This is a genomic window from Balneolaceae bacterium, assembly GCA_034521445.1.
Taxonomy (GTDB): domain Bacteria; phylum Bacteroidota; class Rhodothermia; order Balneolales; family Balneolaceae; genus JAXHMM01.
Window position 1 is genome coordinate 615,824 of record JAXHMM010000005.1, and the last position, 17,243, is coordinate 633,066.

25 protein-coding genes and 1 pseudogene are annotated in these 17,243 nt (G+C 61.6%); 7 read left to right on the forward strand and 19 right to left on the reverse strand.

Translation table 11 applies throughout. The features are described from left to right. Nucleotides 1-916 precede the first annotated feature (916 nt). From U5K31_06780 to U5K31_06795, 4 genes are all read left to right on the forward strand, one after another. A complete protein-coding gene (locus U5K31_06780; protein MDZ7772426.1) occupies nucleotides 917-1,069 on the forward strand; it encodes a hypothetical protein in 153 nt (50 codons plus the stop codon). A 10-nt stretch (nucleotides 1,070-1,079) separates the two neighbouring features. Beyond that, nucleotides 1,080-1,616, forward strand: coding sequence for a hypothetical protein (locus U5K31_06785; GenBank protein MDZ7772427.1), 537 nt, complete (start codon nucleotides 1,080-1,082; stop codon nucleotides 1,614-1,616). A 103-nt stretch (nucleotides 1,617-1,719) separates the two neighbouring features. Continuing rightward, the gene (locus tag U5K31_06790) at nucleotides 1,720-2,016 is read left to right on the forward strand and encodes a hypothetical protein (GenBank protein MDZ7772428.1); all 297 of its coding nucleotides are present in this window, start codon (nucleotides 1,720-1,722) and stop codon (nucleotides 2,014-2,016) included. 1,641 nt (nucleotides 2,017-3,657) lie between these two features. Next, the gene (locus tag U5K31_06795) at nucleotides 3,658-4,026 is read left to right on the forward strand and encodes a hypothetical protein (protein ID MDZ7772429.1); all 369 of its coding nucleotides are present in this window, start codon (nucleotides 3,658-3,660) and stop codon (nucleotides 4,024-4,026) included. Nucleotides 4,027-4,046: 20 nt separating this feature from the next. Here U5K31_06795 and U5K31_06800 read toward each other — a convergent pair whose 3' ends face one another. From U5K31_06800 to U5K31_06890, 19 genes and pseudogenes are all read right to left on the reverse strand, one after another. Next, nucleotides 4,047-4,205 carry a hypothetical protein gene (locus U5K31_06800; protein MDZ7772430.1) on the reverse strand — a complete coding sequence of 53 codons (159 nt, stop codon included), beginning with the start codon at nucleotides 4,203-4,205 and terminating at the stop codon, nucleotides 4,047-4,049. Nucleotides 4,206-4,455: 250 nt separating this feature from the next. Then, a complete protein-coding gene (locus U5K31_06805) occupies nucleotides 4,456-4,953 on the reverse strand; it encodes a hypothetical protein (GenBank protein ID MDZ7772431.1) in 498 nt (165 codons plus the stop codon). A 3-nt stretch (nucleotides 4,954-4,956) separates the two neighbouring features. Then, entirely contained in the window at nucleotides 4,957-5,181 is a 225-nt protein-coding gene (locus U5K31_06810) for a hypothetical protein (protein MDZ7772432.1), read from the reverse strand. Continuing rightward, on the reverse strand, nucleotides 5,178-5,858 hold the full coding sequence (locus U5K31_06815) for a hypothetical protein (protein MDZ7772433.1): 681 nt from the start codon (nucleotides 5,856-5,858) through the stop codon (nucleotides 5,178-5,180). Before U5K31_06815 ends, U5K31_06810 begins: the two co-directional genes overlap by 4 nt. Continuing rightward, the gene (locus U5K31_06820) at nucleotides 5,855-6,034 is read right to left on the reverse strand and encodes a hypothetical protein (protein ID MDZ7772434.1); all 180 of its coding nucleotides are present in this window, start codon (nucleotides 6,032-6,034) and stop codon (nucleotides 5,855-5,857) included. Before U5K31_06820 ends, U5K31_06815 begins: the two co-directional genes overlap by 4 nt. A 54-nt stretch (nucleotides 6,035-6,088) precedes the next feature. Next, nucleotides 6,089-6,982, reverse strand: coding sequence for an iron-sulfur cluster repair di-iron protein (ric, locus tag U5K31_06825; GenBank protein ID MDZ7772435.1), 894 nt, complete (start codon nucleotides 6,980-6,982; stop codon nucleotides 6,089-6,091). 2 nt (nucleotides 6,983-6,984) lie between these two features. Further along, nucleotides 6,985-7,260 carry a hypothetical protein gene (locus U5K31_06830; GenBank protein ID MDZ7772436.1) on the reverse strand — a complete coding sequence of 92 codons (276 nt, stop codon included), beginning with the start codon at nucleotides 7,258-7,260 and terminating at the stop codon, nucleotides 6,985-6,987. Further along, a complete protein-coding gene (gene hemN / locus U5K31_06835) occupies nucleotides 7,185-8,363 on the reverse strand; it encodes an oxygen-independent coproporphyrinogen III oxidase (GenBank protein ID MDZ7772437.1) in 1,179 nt (392 codons plus the stop codon). Before hemN ends, U5K31_06830 begins: the two co-directional genes overlap by 76 nt. Before the next feature lie 17 nt (nucleotides 8,364-8,380). Continuing rightward, a complete protein-coding gene (locus U5K31_06840) occupies nucleotides 8,381-9,121 on the reverse strand; it encodes a hypothetical protein (protein MDZ7772438.1) in 741 nt (246 codons plus the stop codon). Nucleotides 9,122-9,899: 778 nt separating this feature from the next. After that, entirely contained in the window at nucleotides 9,900-10,169 is a 270-nt protein-coding gene (locus U5K31_06845; GenBank protein ID MDZ7772439.1) for a hypothetical protein, read from the reverse strand. A 543-nt stretch (nucleotides 10,170-10,712) separates the two neighbouring features. Further along, nucleotides 10,713-10,970, reverse strand: coding sequence for a hypothetical protein (locus U5K31_06850; GenBank protein ID MDZ7772440.1), 258 nt, complete (start codon nucleotides 10,968-10,970; stop codon nucleotides 10,713-10,715). Between the two features lie 275 nt (nucleotides 10,971-11,245). Beyond that, nucleotides 11,246-11,716, reverse strand: a complete 471-nt coding sequence (locus U5K31_06855) for a hypothetical protein (GenBank protein ID MDZ7772441.1) — start codon at nucleotides 11,714-11,716, stop codon at nucleotides 11,246-11,248. Between the two features lie 24 nt (nucleotides 11,717-11,740). After that, complete coding sequence (locus tag U5K31_06860; protein MDZ7772442.1) at nucleotides 11,741-12,325, reverse strand: hypothetical protein; 585 nt, start codon at nucleotides 12,323-12,325, stop codon at nucleotides 11,741-11,743. 141 nt (nucleotides 12,326-12,466) lie between these two features. Further along, complete coding sequence (locus U5K31_06865; protein MDZ7772443.1) at nucleotides 12,467-12,739, reverse strand: hypothetical protein; 273 nt, start codon at nucleotides 12,737-12,739, stop codon at nucleotides 12,467-12,469. A gap of 92 nt (nucleotides 12,740-12,831) precedes the next feature. After that, nucleotides 12,832-13,119: pseudogene (locus tag U5K31_06870) on the reverse strand (hypothetical protein). A gap of 155 nt (nucleotides 13,120-13,274) precedes the next feature. Then, nucleotides 13,275-13,442, reverse strand: coding sequence for a hypothetical protein (locus tag U5K31_06875; protein ID MDZ7772444.1), 168 nt, complete (start codon nucleotides 13,440-13,442; stop codon nucleotides 13,275-13,277). A gap of 34 nt (nucleotides 13,443-13,476) precedes the next feature. Further along, entirely contained in the window at nucleotides 13,477-13,671 is a 195-nt protein-coding gene (locus U5K31_06880; protein ID MDZ7772445.1) for a hypothetical protein, read from the reverse strand. Nucleotides 13,672-14,143: 472 nt separating this feature from the next. Then, nucleotides 14,144-14,287, reverse strand: coding sequence for a hypothetical protein (locus tag U5K31_06885; GenBank protein ID MDZ7772446.1), 144 nt, complete (start codon nucleotides 14,285-14,287; stop codon nucleotides 14,144-14,146). A gap of 854 nt (nucleotides 14,288-15,141) precedes the next feature. Beyond that, nucleotides 15,142-15,552, reverse strand: coding sequence for an Rrf2 family transcriptional regulator (locus tag U5K31_06890; protein ID MDZ7772447.1), 411 nt, complete (start codon nucleotides 15,550-15,552; stop codon nucleotides 15,142-15,144). 380 nt (nucleotides 15,553-15,932) lie between these two features. On the opposite strand from U5K31_06890, the gene U5K31_06895 reads away from it, so the two are divergent. The 3 genes from U5K31_06895 to U5K31_06905 all read left to right on the forward strand — a co-directional run bounded on the left by U5K31_06895 (nucleotide 15,933) and on the right by U5K31_06905 (nucleotide 17,127). After that, nucleotides 15,933-16,262 carry a hypothetical protein gene (locus U5K31_06895; GenBank protein ID MDZ7772448.1) on the forward strand — a complete coding sequence of 110 codons (330 nt, stop codon included), beginning with the start codon at nucleotides 15,933-15,935 and terminating at the stop codon, nucleotides 16,260-16,262. Continuing rightward, nucleotides 16,259-16,672, forward strand: a complete 414-nt coding sequence (locus U5K31_06900) for a hypothetical protein (GenBank protein MDZ7772449.1) — start codon at nucleotides 16,259-16,261, stop codon at nucleotides 16,670-16,672. The genes U5K31_06895 and U5K31_06900 overlap by 4 nt, the downstream gene beginning before the upstream one ends. A 179-nt stretch (nucleotides 16,673-16,851) precedes the next feature. Beyond that, nucleotides 16,852-17,127, forward strand: coding sequence for a hypothetical protein (locus U5K31_06905; protein MDZ7772450.1), 276 nt, complete (start codon nucleotides 16,852-16,854; stop codon nucleotides 17,125-17,127). Nucleotides 17,128-17,243: the final 116 nt, after the last annotated feature.

Below are 17,243 nucleotides of genomic sequence, written 5' to 3' on the forward strand. Positions count from 1 at the left end.
TGACCCTGACGGCAACCACTAGTCAGAGTCCCTTCTCCTCACCCTGAAAACCCACGGTACTTTCTCATGACCCGCAAGAAACGAAGCAGGTTATTAAGGGTGCTAGCCGTCCTCCTATTCGGTCCCATAGCGCTGTTCGGCAGCCCTGCGGATTGGCTATCATTTCGCGAGGCGCCTTCCAGCAGCGGGACCTGCTGCAAGAGTGACTCCAGCCTCTGTGTCATCCCCCCACACATGATACAGCACCGCTACGCCATGATGCCGAACATCCCCTGTCCGCCCGTGAGTTGACCCGCCCGACGACGAAACCTGAACATCAGCCTTCCGACCATGAAATCACCAGCCCATTCCTACCGTATTGCCCTCACTTCCCTAATTGCCGCCAGCGCGTTCGTGATCCTCTTCTGGAATCCATCCAGCCTGAGAGGGGAGAGCTCCTTGGCCCACGAGGGATATTGCTGTCCACAGGCCGAAGCCTTGTGCATTGTAAACTGCCACATACGGAACAATGCCTACGCAGTGACCGAAATGCAAAACTGTCCATCCTACCCGCTGGTCTACGTGGAAGGCGGCCCGTGCCCCGGTGTCAACCCCTGGTAGCCGGCACCTCCATTCAACCAATCAACCTCCTGCCATGACCTCCCGAATCCGATTCCGACTGGCCCTTATTCTTCTAATCCTGACAGCCTGCCCCTTCCTTCTCCCCGAGAGCAGGGGCAGCGAGTACCTGGACCCGGACCGATGAAGCCGCCACCTGCTGCCCAGCGAGAACAGCCTGTGCTTCTTCTCGGAGGAGCTGAAATTCCCGGGCTACTACGCCATACCTCCCGGCAGGCGATGCACTCCGCCCCGGCAACCCGGGCGACCACACCGAATAACCAGGTCCCGCAACCACCAACATTCATCTGGCAACGCTATGAATACCCGAACACGCTTCCTTCGACGCACTTCCGGCGCCCTCCTGCTGGCGCTGCTCTGGGCCGGAGACCTCCTCGGCCAGGAACCCGCCGTTCCGGTACAGCCTCTCACCCCTGCCGGGGAGTGGGTGCTGGACCAGGAAGTCATCTGACAATCCCTCCATGATCCGGTATGTCCGGGGATACATCGTGCTGACCGACGGCAACCCCGACCGGCAGGTAGCCCTCTCGCACGAATCGGACATGCAGTACCTGGGCGGATTCGGGCGTAACGGCAGGGGGCCCGCGGAGTTCCTGAGTCCCTGGCTCATCATGGGCGAGCCCGGGTGTCCGCTCTTCTGCATCTACGACCTCAATCTACGGCGCATATCGTGCTACGATGCCGACCAGGTGTCGACTGACTTTTCCCGTGTGGAGCCTGAGCTGACGGTCAACCTGGACGGAAGTTTCGGCATGCCCCTCAACCTCGAAGCACGCCTGTCGCGCAAGGAGTTCATCGTTACCGGCATCTTCGCCGACGAAACCCGCTACCTCGTTTCCGACAGCACCGGGCGCGTCATACAGCGTTCCGGCGCCATTTCGGGAGTCATGCCCAGGGCCCCGGTCAACGTTCAGCACAACGCCGCCCTGGCCCGGGTGGGCGGCCCATCCGCTGGACGGCCGGCTGGCTTTCGCCTACCGGTTCACGGACCAGATTGACATCTACTCGGCCGAAGGAGAACTTCTGCGCGAGGTCGCCCATCCCGAGAGAACCTCGGAACCGGGCCTGGTCCTGGCCTACACACCTTCCGGCCAGCCCTATATGGCGCAGGACAACAACACACGCCTCTCCTACGTCCACGTCATGGCCGACGCCCGGTTTATCTACGGGCTCTATTCGGGCCGGCAGCGCAGGCAGGGAGCCGCCGACTTCGCCAACCACCTGTTCATCTTCGACTGGGAGGGCAGGCTGGTCTCCAGCCATCCGCTGAATACCTATGTGGGAAACTGCACGCTGACCGGGGAGCCCGGCACGGTGCTCTGCCTGGAACGTCCTGCAGATCCCCAAGATGATTTCCGCATTCTGAAACTACAAGTCCCGGAGCCCCGCGATGGCTGAGCAAAAGAGCATCGACTGGAAGTAGCTCGATCGCAGCAGGGCGCCCATTCCCCGGCGAAGCCGCAGAAGGGCCGACCTCGCATTTAGACTCATTCACTCCGCAAATGTGAGGTCTCATACGCTGGAGACGCCTACTTTCTACCGATTTGCTTATCGTAGAGCACATCCTGCATGGTACATCCCCGCCGCACATGAATATCCATCGTAACAGCCTTGCCCTCCTGGTACTGCTTACCCTTGCCGTATCCCAGGCCTCCTGCCAGCAGAATCAGGAAATCCGCGGGGCGCAGGTTCTCCCCCTTTGATTTTGTTCACCATCTACATGTGCCCGTATTGATTAACGGCCGGGAGGCGAACCTGCTCTTCGACCCGATTCAAGACATCATGCTTGATTCTAAATTCGCCCGTTCCCACGACATCCACCGAATCGGAGGAGAAGAAGCCGGTTACGGTGGACCGGTAAGAGCCGGGGGAGCCCGGCCCCCGGGAGCGCCTTGGTGCAATTTGCAAGAAATATCAGCCTTGAGGCGGGAGGGAAAATCTACGGCTATAGCCTGACGCCGGCCATTCCCCTCGATTCGATGATGGCCTCTTCCCTGGGCCGTCATGTCGACGGTCTCCTGGGCATCAATGTCATTCTCGGATTTCGTGCTTGCCTTTGACTTCCCCGGAAAACGCTTCCAGCTGCATCCACACATGGACTTTGATCCTCCACCGGGGGCGGTGCCGCTTTCCATAACATGGGTTCGCCGGCGTCCTACGGTCACCCTCACTTACCGCGCCGGGAAGAGATTGTCCCAAGGTCGGTTTCTCCTGGATTTCAGAATGGGCGGGACCATAGCAATTCACCACGTTCCACACGGACTCCCCCGATCTCCTGTCGCTTGCATCCCACCATTACAACGGAGGGAGAAGCGGCCTGGGTAGCCTGGAAAGTAGGGCGGGCCGGCTGCCTCGCCTCTCCGTGGGAAAATTCAACCTGGACTCCCTGGTGGTAACCCTGGCCAGGGAAAGATCGGGAGCCGATTTTAACCCCCCATGGGATGGCCTGGTGGGACTAGGCCTGCTGAGCCAATTCCGAAATTTGGCTGGACTTGAACAGCAACCGCATATGGCTCCGTCCCAACAGGCGTTTCGGCCGCCCTTCCGAATGGATATACACCGGCGTGGGATTCACGCCCGGGAAGAACCCGTTCACCGTCAACCAAATTGACAAAAATTCACCTTCCGAGCATGCCGGTTTTAAAAACGCAAACACCCATCCGTTCTGTGAACAGCAAACGCCGTCAGTTGGAACGTACGGGAGTGGAAGGAAGAGCTGGAAAAATTTCCCGGCCAAAAGGTGGTTGTGGAGGTGATAAGAGAAGGTCAAACCATTCGCCTGCACTTTTCCGTGACCTCCAGGATACCAGGGCGTAGGTAAATACGGACCATTAACTGAGCGTGTACTCCCTGACATGCCCCATTTCCTTTCCCCTTAACAACCAGATCACATGAAAATGTACACCCGCATCACAGGCCTGAAACAATCGATCAAAAATCGCGGGTGTTGTGATTCTCTGGCTTATAGCGAGCGGGTGTCTCCCTTATCGAAGACAGGCTGACACCGATGAGATCGCGCGGTGGGAGGAGGAGGAGTTGATGGAAGCGGACCGAACCTTCCAGGAGACCAGCCGGAAGCAGGGACTGGAGGGGTGGCTTTCCATGATGAGCCGGGATGTGGTACGCATGCCCGTATTCGGGAGTGCCTTTATCAAAGGACGAGACAAGGTCGCCCGGCTGGACTCCTCCCTGTGGAATACGCCCGGCCTGCACCTGGAATGGGAGCCCGAGCAGTCGGTAGTATACTCCGGCGGATCGCTAGGCCTGACCACGGGCAGTTACCGGTTGCTGGAGGATGTGTCCGGTAGATGCAGGCAAGAGAGACACCGGGCAATACCTTACCTTGTGGAAAAGGACGATACCGGAAGGTGGCAGGTCCTGTTCGATACTGGCGTCTCCGATTACTAGTAGCGTATCCACACCAACGCCTACGAGGCTGCGTAGCTGACCACGCGCTTCCAGTGCAGTTTTGCAAAAAGAACCACCGCAGCCGCCTCCATGCCCCGGCCCGCAAGCTGCATCCAGCCGGAACCCGCCAGGTGGTAGGCCAGCACCAGGGCGATGCCCCCGTTCAGCAGCAGGGCCATCGGCCCAGGGCCGCGACGGGATTTCCTCGGGGGGACCCTCCAGGTGGCGGGGCAGCATCCAGTAAGCCGTGCCGAGGGTGAACTGGACCACCCAGCCGGGAAGGGCCAGCTCGATGTGCAGGGGCAGCAGATGCCAGAGTCCGTCATGCAGCGGCCAGGCCTTGTGCACCAGCAGCAGCCCTCCCATGCCCGTGGCCGTCAGCAGGCAGGCGAGGGAGGATCGGATCATGATGCGGCTCACAAGAGGCATCTAGCTTGCGGGTTTATTTCGACCAGAGGGGTTGCCGCTTCCCTTTCGCCCGCCTGCGCTCCCGCTCCTTTCTACGCTGCCGTCGCCGCTTCTCCTTGGACTGCACCCGGGGCCAGATCTCCAGCAGATAGGCCCCGGCCCCGGAAAACTGCAGAAGGGCCCGGAAAGGCCCAGGACGACGGCAGCCGCCTCGTCAGGCCGGCCCGCCGCGAAAGGTTCGGCCCCCACCCGGAGCATGAGTCCGACGTTTAGCGCCAGGAAGGCCAGCCAGGGTTTGGGCTGGGCACGGAATCCCTCCTCCCGCGTCCGCCCGGGAAACATCCAGACGGAGACGCCCATGATAATCTGGGTGATCCATCCCACGGTGAGCATATGCCAGAAAAGCGGCATGAGCGCCGGCAGTCCCGCCGGGTCGAGGGCGGACAGAAGGCCCGCGGCCAGGGAAAGCAGAAACCAGACGAGGCCGGACTTGATAAAAAGCCGGGTGATACGAGGCATGAATCAGCGGTCATCCTTTCCGGATGGTTCGACGACCGAATCTATTCCTTCCACGGGGGCCGAACGCGCCAGGACGGCCCACATCCAGGTCATGGCCAGCACGGGCAGGGCGGCTGCGGCCGCAAGCGTCCAGAAGGCCCACATGCCGGTCCACCCCGCCGGTACGGCCGGGGTAAGCAGCAGGAGACAGCAGCACCGCGACCACGCTGCCCGCGAGCAGATAATCACGACCGGTACGGCACCTGACGGAGCAGGTGCAAGTCCGGCAGCGCCCGCCAGCGTAAAGCGCCCAGCAGCAATACATGCAGATAGAAAATGCGAAGCGCATGACTGGAGAGCAGGAAGTCACCGGGAACCACCGAAGCAGCAACCTGCATGAAACCCTTGAGCGCCAGGAGGGCCAGCGGCCACAGAAGCAGTCCCCCCAGCCGGCTTTTATGCTTCCAGAAACCGTAGCAGAGAACCAGCAGTCCCACGCCGGCCGCCACCCCTCCCAGGCGCCCGATCACCAGCATGAGTGGGGAGAGCAGATCCTCCGATATGCCGTAGATAAAGGTAAGAGGGGCACCCAGCACAATGGCCGTCACCGGCAGCGCAAACGCCCCCCGGCCGGTCCACGCGCGCAGGTCTGCCGTCTCGGCAAGCATGGCCAGCGCGGCCAGCACCACCCAGCCCTCTGCAAAACAGGCCAGGAAGAAATGGGTCAGGGCCATGCCCAGCAGGGGCGTGCCCGGCGCCAGGTTCTGGGCCAGGGCCACCCCCCAGGCGCCCAGGCTGCTGACCAGCAACAGGAGCAGCGCGGAGTCCATGAACAGCAGGCCCGGCCGGTTGCCCGGCCGCAGGCGCAGTTTCCACCAGATGGCCATAAAGGCATACCAACTGACCATCACGGCCCCGCTGATCATGACGGAGAGGGGCAGGGAGATACCGCCCAGAGAAACCGGCCGGTAGCCGTAAAGCAGGAAAAAAGCCAGGAAAGCAGGCCGAGTCCCAGTCCCCAGCCGATGCAGGCCCGGAGCCGGCTAATAAGGCGCGACTGTTCGGGGAGCAGGCGGGCCATGCTCTTCCAGAGAAGGTACATGGGAAGGGGACAGCCCACCCGAAGAACATCAGGTGGGAATGAGCGTGGCGGAGGTTATCCAGGCTGAGTTCCCCGGGGAGCGGGGACACCATGCCCGCACGGAAAAACAGGCCCGTGGCCCCCGCCAGCACGAAGCAGAACAGGGAACCCTGCCATAACCATTGGTCCTTTCTCATCGTCCTCGTCGGTTGATCCCATTGCCCGGGCAGGTAGCCGGGCTTCAGCCGGCCAGACGTTCATGTAGCTCCAGGCCCGGGGAAACAGTATGTTGTTTTCCAGATGCACGTGCTTGTGAAGATCGTCTCGGAAACCCTCCAGGTTCTGGAAATAGACCCGGAAAGTGGGACAGGCATCCTCAGGCGGCGTAAAACCGTCACTCAGCTCTTCCAGCCTTGCCATCAGCCGGCCGGCCTCTTCGTGCTCGGATTCCAGCATGGCCACGGCCTGTGCGGGAGTGCCTTCGTCCAGCCCGGATTCAGGCGCCCGGCCTTTCGAATCGGCCTCCACCAGGTGCCTGATATAAGGAAACAGCAGAAGCTCCTCTTTGTCAAGGTGATCAGTCATCTCGTCCCGCAGCTGCAGGAACACCTCCAGCATCTCTTTGAGAGCCGGATAGCTGCGGCCGTGCACCTTGGCCACTTTTCGCGCGTAGGATTCGATTTCGGGCAGCTTGTCCCGCACGAACCGGTGATGCATGCTGACAATGTACTCCACCAGCAGGTCGGCAGGCCAGGAGGCATAGTCGGCCTCTCCTCCGGCACGCCGGAGGACGGAACGCAGCTCCTGCTGCAGTTCCTGTACGTCCACGCCCTTCTTGGTGCAGGCTTCGGCCACAGTGCGTTTTCCCCCGCAGCAGAAATCCAGTCCGAATTTCTTAAAGGCGCCCGCGGCGCGGTAATCTTCGGCGACAATCTCTCCTATGGTTCGATGGGTAAGTTCCTGGTTCATGGTCATACGGTTTTTGAATATTGGGATTTTGCGTATTTGGGGCGGTCCCCGGCGCGGTGCAGGTACCGGTCAAAGCACATGGCAATGTTCCGCAGGAAAAGCCGCCCCGTTTCGTTGATAGATATTCGGTCGTCATGCAGGCGAAGAAGCCCGTCCTGCTCCAGTTCCCCCAGCCGGTCCAGCTCCCTCGCGAAATAGTCGTTCATGTCGATACCCCAGCACCGCTCGACTTCGGCAAAGTCAACACCCATGCGGCACATGATGCGGCCGATGACCATGCGGCGTATTTCGTCATCGCGGTCCAGGCGGGCGTATTTGGCGACGGGCAGCCTTCCCGGTCGAGTTCCCTGTAATAGTCGCCCAGTTCCTTGGCGTTCTGCCAGTACCAGCCTCCGGCCCCGGAGATGCCCGACATGCCCAGGGCGTAGAGATCGGCCCCCGACCGGGTGCTGTAGCCCTGGAAATTCCTGTGCAGATCGCCGGAGGCCATCGCCTCCACCAGCTCGTCTCCCTCCCGTGCAAAGTGGTCCATGCCGATGAACCGGTACCCCTCCCGGTCCAGGTGGTCAATGGCCAGCCGCAGCATGGCAATCTTTTCGTCGGCCGAGGGAAGGTCCTCACGCTCCAGCAGGCGCTGCGCGGGCACACGAGAAGGCAGGTGCGCATAGCTGTAGACAGCCAGTCGGTCAGGCCCCAGGTCGGTCACCTCCTCCAGGGTTTTCCCGAAGGTCTGACGGCTCTGACGGGGCAGCCCGTATATCAGGTCGAAGTTTATCGATCGGATGCCCTCCTCCCGCAGCCAGCGGCAGACGCGTTCCACCTGCTCGGTGGGCTGTACGCGGTGGATGGCCTTCTGCACTTCGGGATTGGTGTCCTGCACGCCCAGGGAGGCGCGGTTGCAGCCGATGGCGGCCAGGGCCTGCACGTGTGCCCGGGTGCAGCGCCGGGGGTCAATCTCCACGCTGAATTCGGTTTGTCCTGTAAACTGGAATCGTTCACGCAGGGCGTCCCCCAGGCGCAGAAGCTGCGCGGGCTCCAGGAAGGTGGGGGTGCCTCCCCCGAAATGAAGCTGCTGCAGGGGAGCGCCCGGATTCAGGCGCCCGGACAGCAGGTCCATCTCCTTCTCCAGGTAATCCATGTAATGGTCTCCCCGGCCGCGGTCCCTGGTGATAATTTTGGTGCAGGCGCAGTACCAGCATAGGGAGAAGCAGAACGGGACGTGAACGTAGAGGGAAAGCGGGCGGCTGCGCCGGTTCCGGTCCTCCAGAGAGCACGCAAGTTCGGCGTACGCCCGCTCCCCACCCTCCCGGAATTGCACCGCGGTGGGGTAGGAGGTGTAACGGCGACCCGTTACGTTGTATTTACGAATGAGGTCATCCATGGGGACGGCGGTTTCTTCTAGAATCCTTTCGCTCGAACAGCCTGAGTCCGCGCCATACCGGAACCACCCATCCAGAGGGCCAGGCAGGCGGAGGAGATCACCATGCCCAGCGAGCCTCCGAAAAAGCGGTTGAACACCGCACCGGTGTAGCCCATGAGCGCGGAGAAGTCGAACTCCAGCAGCACCCCGATCCGGGCCAGGTCGATGGGGTTGAGCACCGACAGGCCGATCACGACCTTCTCGAGCGGGTATTGGCTGAAGGAGCTGACCACCGCCAGGATGAGTCCGTCGTAGAGTACGGCCAGCAGCAGCCAGCTGATCAGAGCGAAACCGAATCCCTTCACCCGGTCATCGTAGTACCGGAGCCCGAACAGGAAGCCAATGCCCGTGAATATCAGCGTGAGCACCACGCCCAGTCCAAGCACGGTAACCATGCCGCCCGCGCTGGCGCCTGTCCAGGCGCCCGTATACAACAGGGGCGCGCCCACGCCCAGCAGAAAGGCCAGGCAAAGCGGCAGGGCGAGTCCCCCGTAGACGCCCGCAAAGATGCGGCGGCGGTCCATGGGCTGGGCAAGCAGCATCTCCACAAACTCCCGTGACTGGTACAGGTAAAGCACCCCATAAATGAGGCTTACCAGGGGCACGAAGAGGAGCATAATATTTGACAGGCTCAGCAGCGCCTTCACGCCGCCCCCGCCGAAACGTATAAGCGCGTCGGTACAGCACAGCGCGAGCGAGAAGCGCAGGAGCCATACCATCCGAGGTGCCGCGCGAGCGGTTCCTTCCATCGGTAATCCTGGCGGACGGCCCACGGTCTTCATGCAGCGGCCTGGTCGAGACAGCTCCAGCCTCAGCCCCTTCCAGCGCCGCCGTGCTCGTTGTTCGCCGTACGAACGGGTCCTCGGGTCCTCTCGTCACGCGGACCCGACCCTCCACCAGCAGCACGATGCGGTCGGACAACTCCTCTATTTCGCTCATGATGTGGGTGGTGAGCAGGATGGTTTTGCCCCGCTCCTTTTCCCGGCGGATCCACTGCTTGAAGCGAAAGCTGGAGCGCGGATCCAGGCCGGCTGTGGGCTCGTCCAGTATCAAGACGGGCGGATCGAACATGAGCGCCACCAGGGCGCCGGCTTTCTGCTTCGTACCTCCGGACAGCACCCTCAGGGGCTTGTCCATCTCCTTGTCCAGTTCGAAGAGTGCAATCAGCTCCCGGGCGTAAACCGCTTCCTCGCCGCGTATGCGGACGACGAAGTCCATCATCTCCCGCAACGTCGGTGCTTTCGGGATATCGAGCCTGCCGGGGCATGCAGCCCCAGGAGGCGCCGGTAGTCTCGCATGACCCGTTCGGGGTGACGCCCGTCAATCTCGATGTCCCCCGTCGGGTCGTGCCGGTCCCGGCCAGGTGCTTGATGAGGTGGTCGTGCCGATGCCGTTGGGGCCGACGCATGCCGGTGCAGCTTCCCTGCGGCATACGCAGGTCCACGCGGTCCAGCACCTTCAGCTCCCCGAATGATTTGCTCAATCCATCGATGGTAATCATTGTATCCTCTCCATCAGGGGTTTTTTGTCCTGGAGATTCTCAGGGGTTAGTACGGGCATGATGCGCTCGGCCGTATCGAGGATGCCGATCAGCATGCTGCGCATGAGGACAAGGATTTCCGGCTGCTTCTCAATAAGAATGGAGAAAAGCCGTACGGGACGGTGGGGCACGTCGCCCACGCCGTCGCGGTCCAGGTCGTAGCCCGAATAGTGACTCCAGTAGTTGCGGTTGAAAATGTTGAAATTCTGCCGGCTGTTGGTGGCCACCCTCGAAGGTGTTGGCCATGAAGTTGTTCTCCACAAACTGGTTGTCCATGGAATTGGCCATCACCTTCAACGCCCCAGCCGTTGCTTCGAAAGTCGTTTCTTTTCACGCGGTTGCGGCTGGAGGCCTCCATGTAGAGGCCGATGGAGTTGTCGGCGAACAGGTTGCCGGTGACGGTGCTGGAGCGGATCTCCTTCATCAGCAGCCCGTAGGCGGCCGATCCCCAGTCCTGTCCAGAAAGCGGTTGTCTGTCAGCTCCACGTGGTCGGTGAACATCGCAGCCACGCCTGCGCCGTCATTCTTGGAACGTATTTCCGGTGAAAGTGCAGTTGTTGGAAGAACATGAAGTGCAGTCCGTAGCGCAGGTTGCCCTCGCCGTGGTTGCCGGTGAGGCGCGCTTCCGCGCGCAAAACTGGGAGATCAGATGCCAGTCACGGTGTCCCTCCACCCGGTTGTCCGCGATATCGATGTTTCTGCTGTACCAGAGGCGGATGCCGTTGCCCGACATTGGTCTCCCGCTCTCCCGCGGCGGTGAGATGTTGTTTCTAATCGTGCCGCCGTCCGACCTGCGCGAGGTTGATGCCGAAGAAATTTTGGCTCAGCACAAGGTTCTCGAGCCGAATGCCGGCGGATTCCTCTACCAGGATCCCGGCATTGTCGTCCATAAAACTCACGCCCGAACCGCGCACCTCCAGGTCGCGAATGGTCACATGGTCGGCGTGGACGATCAGCACGGAACCCTCGCCCCCGGCGTCCACCACCGCCCGGCCTTCGCCGCGGATGGTAAGCGTCTTGTCGATCAAGGAGGTTCCCGCGCTCGGAATAGGTTCCCTCCCGCAATACGACGGTGTCGCCGGAATCGGCCCGGTCCACGGCCTCTTGCAGGGAGGAAATTTCACCGCCCGGTGAGACGGTGCAGGTGCGCAGGGGCGACACTGGCGAGGAAGGACGGCTGTCCGGCAGCGTCCGCCGGAAGCCCTGGCGGCGGCCAGCCACGGCAGAGCCGCCGACAGCAGAGGCCCGCGGCCCGCGGGCCCCGGAAATATGATCCCTGGTGTGTTCATGATACGCAATCCATCTATTTTTCAGTGCCTTGACTCCAAATGCTGCTCAACGGGAGACACGCTCCCATTCGATGCGTTCGCCCGGGTATTCTTCGAGATGACGCTCTGCAGCCTGCTGCGATGCGTACGGCCACGGCGGCGGCGCCCACGAGGAACTCCGGTATCTCATCGCTGCGTATCAGCACCGCCTCGGTCAGCGACAGCCAGCTGCCCGGCTCATTGAAATCGCTCACCCAGAAGGATGCGCCATAGCGGCCTCGCTGCGGGTGCTCCGAGCGGTAGTCGCCCCATGCATTCAATGGCGTCGAACTTGACGGCCTTGCCCCGTGGTGCGCGACCATCTGGGAGGCAAAAGCGGGATCTGCGATCATCATTTTGCAGTGGGCGCCTGCGTCGGAGCCGTAGTGAATTTCTGCTGGTCCCCCGCCGCAGGCGGCCATCAGAAGAGCCAGCGCCAGTGTCGCGGTTAGTTTTTCTCCATCCATTCATGGTTGATTCCTCTTTTTTTGTCATGATGCATTCTTTGACGGCCGCTCGCGCCACCAGACCAGCGCGGCCAGGCCCATGGAACACATGGCCAGGAAAAAGCCGATGTGCGGCATGGAGGTGGTGCGCATGTTCAGCAGCTGCTTGGTGCCGATCAGCGGGGCTGGTAGGTCATGCCCGGCACCTTGATGGCGGCGTCGGGACTCAGGTTGTGCCCGTAAGTCGATACTCCCACAGCCAGAAGTCGTGCCAGGCCCGCCAGCGCGCAGCAGCACGAAGAAGACCAGCCACACGGCCAGCCATTTCCGGTTGCCCCAATAGGCGATCAGCAGGCCCGTGAGAATCAGGCGCCGCGAAAAGCGGGGCATGATCTTGAGCTCCGGGATGGAGTCGGGGTGGATCCCCTGCATGCCGATATAGTGGTTCAGGCCATTGATGTTCTGCAGGTCCTGCGGGGCCTTGCCCTCAATGGTGTTCACGCGGATATTGAGGCCAATGCCCTCGGGATACTGGGGGGCGTCAAGATTTATGCTCCAGATGGGGAATACGAACACACCTGCCAGCAGCAGGGCCGCAACCGCCATTGCTATTCTGTTTTTCTTTTTCATGGCTTATCTCAATCGTTTGTGTTTCTCGCCCGGCGTCCGGGTATTGCATTCCGTTTGGTGCCGGCCGGGGGCGGCTGAGCCGCTCCGTCCGGCGATAGGTAGCGGGGAGCTGTCACACGCCCCGCCACGATGGATTGAGAGTCAGACTATTCGCCGGTGCCGAAGCTGATCGGCACGTCGGAGCCGGCAGGTGAAACCCTGATGTATCCCTGCATCTCCTGGTCGGAGTGCCGAACAGAAGTCCGTGCAGTAGAAGGGCGCTACACCCACGCGGTCGGGCGTCCAGACCAGGGTCCGGGTCTCACCCGGCATGATCAGGAGCTCGGAGGTGTTGGCCCCGCGGACAGTGAAACCGTGCGGCACATCCCAATCCTGTTCCAGGTTGGTGACATGGAAGTAGACCGTGTCACCCATCCTAATGCCCTCGATGTTATCGCGGGACGAAGTGGGTACGAATGGTGGACATGTAGATGTGCACCTCGTCCCCGTCGCGCTCTACCCGTGCCTCATCCTCGCTGGTGATGGCGTGCGGGTTGTGATTGTCTTCCAGCGGGTAGAATGCGGACCATGTCGTCGTCCATGATCAGGTCGGCCGGTATGCCCTGCGCGTAGTGCGGCTCGCCCTCGGTGGGGAAGTCCAGCAGCAGGCGCATCTTGTCGCCCGAAATATCTATGAGGTTGGGCCGAGTGGAAGAGCTCCGGACCCGTGGGCAGATAGCGGTCCTTGGTGATCTTGTTGAGAGCCACCATGTATTTGCCCAGGGCTTGCGGCTGTCCCCGCCGGGAATCATAAGGTGACCCGGAGAGCAGGATCGATGCGGTCAGAGCACCTCGAAGGAATCCAGGCTCCACTTCACGATTTCCGAAGGAGATGAATGCCGTGGTATAGGCGTTTCCGCGCCCGTCGAACTCCGTGTGCTGGAGGGGACCCAGGCCGGGGTTCTGCACCTCAGCCGGCCACTGTGGCGTCGTAGCGCAGCACCGGAATGCCCTCTTCCTCACCCTCGCAGTCCTCGTCTCGATGGCCTCGATCATCTTGCTGAAGGAGTGCACCGGGATGCACCGTGGAAAGCTTGCCGCCGGCCACAATAAGCTCCCCGTCCGGCGAAACGTCCACCCCGTGGGGGGATTTGGGCGTGGGCAGGAGCAGATCATGCCCGGAGCTCGGTGGGATCGAGTACGCGCACCTGGTCGTAGCGCTTGGTCTTGGCGATGTGGTCGGAGTCGATGTAGTTGCGCACGTAGTCGGCGGGCACCATCTCGCCTTCGCCCTGCGCGGCATACTCGGCCGCCTTGGCCCAGTTGACCGCGGCGATATAATCCTTGTCGTTGCGCGAGGCATTCACTTCCAGCAGGGTGTGGGCCTGCTCGCTGTTGTAGCTGGTAAAGAAGGACCAGCCGTGCGAGGGGACCTTTGCCCGCGTGGGAGAGGTCGTAGTCGAATCCGGGCACCAGGATCTGGAAGTCCAGGCGGCGTGGAACCGTCATCCTGCATCTTGATGAAGGAGAGCGTACCCTGGAAATTTCTCGGCGTAGGAGTCAATGGCCACGTCCCGTTCCCCGTCGTCGCCCATGGGCACGCATGAAAGGCGTGGCGGCCGAGATATACTCGGTGCTCTGGGTTACGAAGGGCCGAGGCATGGTTGCCGCCGGAGTTGGGAATCTCGATGATTTCTGGTGGTCTGGAAGCTGTTCAGATCGATCTTGGCCACACGGGGCGTGTTGTTTTCGTTGATGAAAATGTAGCGCCCGTCAGGCACACCATGGGGTCTGGGACAGCTCGGGGTGGTGAGCGTCGCCCCAGGGGCGCGGAACCGGTCAGGAGGTCTCCAGCATCGCCTTGGTCTCCTCGTTGTAGCCGTAGCCGTTGGTGGCCGGCATGAGGAAGACAGGGATGGTGTAGATATGGCGTCCCGAGGGGATGCCGTAGACGCTGAGCTGTCCGCTGTAGCCGCCAGACATGAATCCGTAGAATTCGTCGTATTCACCGGGGGCTACGACCGGTTTCCGTGGCAGCGCTCGGCGTCGCGAGCCCAGCTCCTGGCTGGAGCCTTGCGCCCAGGACCAGCGGGCAGAGGGCCGCCAGCGGCAATATCCGTGGCTTGTTGAGGATCGGAAGTGTTCATAATGATGGTTTCGTTTGTGAGGGTTGGTGGTTGTCTAAAGTCAGCTCTCCTCTTCGTCGAGCTCTTTGCGTTGGGGTCGGCGGAGGTATGCGACAATGGCCCTCGCCTGTTCCTGCGTCAGGTCTCTGATTGGGCATGGGCGTCAGGAGATCGCGAAAGCATCTTCTTGGCTCCCGGGTGGTCCTTGACCGCTTCTTGCGGGTTGAGAACCGGTGTTCATCACATAGGTGGGCGAGCGCGTCTCGGAGATGTTACCCAGGGCGGGTCCCACATAGCGTTCATCCATTCTGTGGCAGGCCGAGCACTCGGTCTTGAGAACCTGGGCCCCCTGCCTGCCGCCATATCGGGATCGAGGGATTCGAGCGTGACCACTTCGTCCACGGGCCCGATGCCGTGTTCCATTTCGGATTCCGAGAGACTCCGGAGGTCGGTGGACTCGGCGCGCCGACGAGGCGTCGTTCTCGCCACTCTCCGTGGAGCCGCTGCTGCAGCCGCCCAGGAGCAGGGCCGTCACGACCATCCATCCTGATAATTTCTTGAGTGTTTTCATGACGTATAAGCGCAGGTTTTAGAGGTCTGGTTCTAAGTGATCGTCATTCGAGTTATTAAGAGTCTTTTATCTTGAAATAGCGAGGTGCTGAATCTGTCGTTCCCAGTCGAAGTCGCCGTCATGCGTGATACGCAGGTTCATCACCCTTCCCTTTTCGGCCAGTTCCACCAGGTTGGTGTTTTCCAGCATGGCCCGGAGCAGCCGTCGCGGGTGCCGGCCCCGTTTTCGTGCCGGGGACAGGGTTTCTGCGTACGGCACCCCGGAAGGCCCAGGGCGCATTCCGTGAACAGCTCCTCGCCGTCAATGGCCACCACGATGTCAAAAAGGGTTACCTCCTCCCCCGTCTTAATGAGCTTGACCCCTCCGTTGGGGCCCTTGTGCGACTCCACCAGTCCGGCACCGTTGAGCTGCTGCAGAATCTTGGTCAGAAAGTGGAAGGAGATGTCCAGCTTGTCACTCATTTCCTTGATGGAGATATACTGCCCATGGTCGTTGGAGGCCATGTAGAGCCCGGCCCGCAAACCGTAAACGCAAGACTTGGACAGCAGCATGAGATCGTTATTAAAGTTTTAAGAGTCTTTAGTCTTAATTTACGGCCGTCCTGCATGACATTGCAAAACTTTTGTCAGATAGTTTACAGCTGACCCAAAACGCTGTATCTGAAGGGGCGATTTATTATCATGCGTTCGGCGTCCCAACCCAGGCACTTTTTTATCATAAGAACCCGCATACCGTCCCTGACATCTTCTCGTTCAATCCTCCCCTGGAATTACCTGCCGGCCGTCTCGGGCTGATGGCCCTGCTCTCCCTGGCGCTCCTGCTGCCCGCGGCCTGCTCGCAGGCGCCGCAGTACGAGGACCCGTGACCGCCTTCGAATCGGCGAATGTGCTGCCCATGGACCGCGACGCGGTGCTCAGCGGTCATACCGTTGTTGTGCACCAGGGCCGTCTGGGCACAGGTGGGCCCGGATCGGGAAGTGAACGTCCCGGCGGGCGCCACGCGCATCGACGCCGCCGGCAAGTACCTGATGCCGGGCCTGGCCGAAATGCACGGCCACATCCCGCAGGTGCAGGGCAGCGGCGCCAGCCCCGGCCAGTACGCCGAGGATATGCTCTACCTCTACCTCACCGGCGGAGTGACCACGGTGCGCGGCATGCTGGGCTCGCCTGGACAGCTGGATCTCAAGGCGGCGGTAGACAGCGGGGTGGTAACCGGTCCGCACCTTTCCTGGCGGGACCTGCCTTCAACGGCAACGCCGTGAACTCCCCTGCCCACGCGGCGCAGCGCGTGCGCGAGCAGCGCGAAGAGGGCTGGTACCTGCTGAAGGTGCACGAGGGACTCACCGCAGCCGAGTACGATTCCATGGCGCTTACCGCCAATCGCCTCGGCATGCCATACGGGGGACACATCCCCAATGAGGTGGGACTGGAGCACGCACTTCAGGCCGGCCAGCAGACGGTGGACCACCTGGACGGTTACCTGGAATTCATGGGGGCCATGGAGCGTCCGGCCACCGACGAGCAGATTCAAAGGGCCGTGGACCTCTCCCTGGAATCGGGAGCCTGGGTGGTACCCACCATGGCCCTCTGGGAGAGCATCATCGGGGCGGCGGACTGGGAGGCCATGCGCGCCGTACGAGGAGGTGAAGTACATGCCGCAGCAGGTGATTGACGGCTGGGAAAACTGGATCTCCGATATAGGTCCAATGCCGAATCCCGAAACGGCCGCTGTGCAGGCTGAGAACCGGCTGCGCCTGCTCGGCGCCCTTCACGAGGCGGGGGTGCCCGTGCTGCTCGGGTACCGACGCCCCGCAGATCTACAGCGTACCCGGATTTTCCATCCACCGCGAGATGCCACTCATGTCGGAAGCCGGCATGAGCAACTATGAAATCCTGGTCTCGGGCACGAGGACGGTGGGAGCGTATTTTGGACAGGAAGACCGCTTCGGAACGGTAACCGGGGGCGCCCGCGCCGACCTGCTGCTGGTCGACGGCAACCCGGTGGAGGACCTCTCCAGACTGCGAGACCTGGCGGGTGTGATGGCAGGCGGCGACTGGATGCCGGCCGACTCCATGGACGCGCGCCTGCAGGAAATTGCCGGCCGCAACAGCGTGGGGAAGCAGTGAGCGTTGCCCGGTTACAGCCCGAGTGAATAGGACCATTTCAGCAGCAGCGCGCGGCCCGCGCGATACCGGGCGGCGCGGAACGCCGGGGTCCAGCACCTCCCGCTGGGTGTTAAGCT

Bases quoted from the DNA above. Each gene is read 5' to 3' on its own strand.
- U5K31_06785 (MDZ7772427.1), top strand. From the start codon at position 1,080: ATGATCCGGTATGTCCGGGGATACATCGTGCTGACCGACGGCAACCCC.
- hemN (MDZ7772437.1), bottom strand. From the start codon at position 8,363: ATGGATGACCTCATTCGTAAATACAACGTAACGGGTCGCCGTTACACC.
- U5K31_06815 (MDZ7772433.1), bottom strand. From the start codon at position 5,858: ATGATCAGCGGGGCCGTGATGGTCAGTTGGTATGCCTTTATGGCCATC.
- U5K31_06860 (MDZ7772442.1), bottom strand. From the start codon at position 12,325: ATGAAAAAGAAAAACAGAATAGCAATGGCGGTTGCGGCCCTGCTGCTG.
- U5K31_06820 (MDZ7772434.1), bottom strand. From the start codon at position 6,034: ATGTACCTTCTCTGGAAGAGCATGGCCCGCCTGCTCCCCGAACAGTCG.
- ric (MDZ7772435.1), bottom strand. From the start codon at position 6,982: ATGAACCAGGAACTTACCCATCGAACCATAGGAGAGATTGTCGCCGAA.
- U5K31_06905 (MDZ7772450.1), top strand. From the start codon at position 16,852: ATGCCACTCATGTCGGAAGCCGGCATGAGCAACTATGAAATCCTGGTC.
- U5K31_06840 (MDZ7772438.1), bottom strand. From the start codon at position 9,121: ATGGTATGGCTCCTGCGCTTCTCGCTCGCGCTGTGCTGTACCGACGCG.
- U5K31_06790 (MDZ7772428.1), top strand. From the start codon at position 1,720: ATGGCGCAGGACAACAACACACGCCTCTCCTACGTCCACGTCATGGCC.
- U5K31_06830 (MDZ7772436.1), bottom strand. From the start codon at position 7,260: ATGGTCATCGGCCGCATCATGTGCCGCATGGGTGTTGACTTTGCCGAA.
- U5K31_06800 (MDZ7772430.1), bottom strand. From the start codon at position 4,205: ATGGCCCTGCTGCTGAACGGGGGCATCGCCCTGGTGCTGGCCTACCAC.
- U5K31_06780 (MDZ7772426.1), top strand. From the start codon at position 917: ATGAATACCCGAACACGCTTCCTTCGACGCACTTCCGGCGCCCTCCTG.
- U5K31_06805 (MDZ7772431.1), bottom strand. From the start codon at position 4,953: ATGCCTCGTATCACCCGGCTTTTTATCAAGTCCGGCCTCGTCTGGTTT.
- U5K31_06890 (MDZ7772447.1), bottom strand. From the start codon at position 15,552: ATGCTGCTGTCCAAGTCTTGCGTTTACGGTTTGCGGGCCGGGCTCTAC.
- U5K31_06855 (MDZ7772441.1), bottom strand. From the start codon at position 11,716: ATGGATGGAGAAAAACTAACCGCGACACTGGCGCTGGCTCTTCTGATG.
- U5K31_06865 (MDZ7772443.1), bottom strand. From the start codon at position 12,739: ATGGGTGACACGGTCTACTTCCATGTCACCAACCTGGAACAGGATTGG.
- U5K31_06885 (MDZ7772446.1), bottom strand. From the start codon at position 14,287: ATGTCTGGCGGCTACAGCGGACAGCTCAGCGTCTACGGCATCCCCTCG.
- U5K31_06795 (MDZ7772429.1), top strand. From the start codon at position 3,658: ATGGAAGCGGACCGAACCTTCCAGGAGACCAGCCGGAAGCAGGGACTG.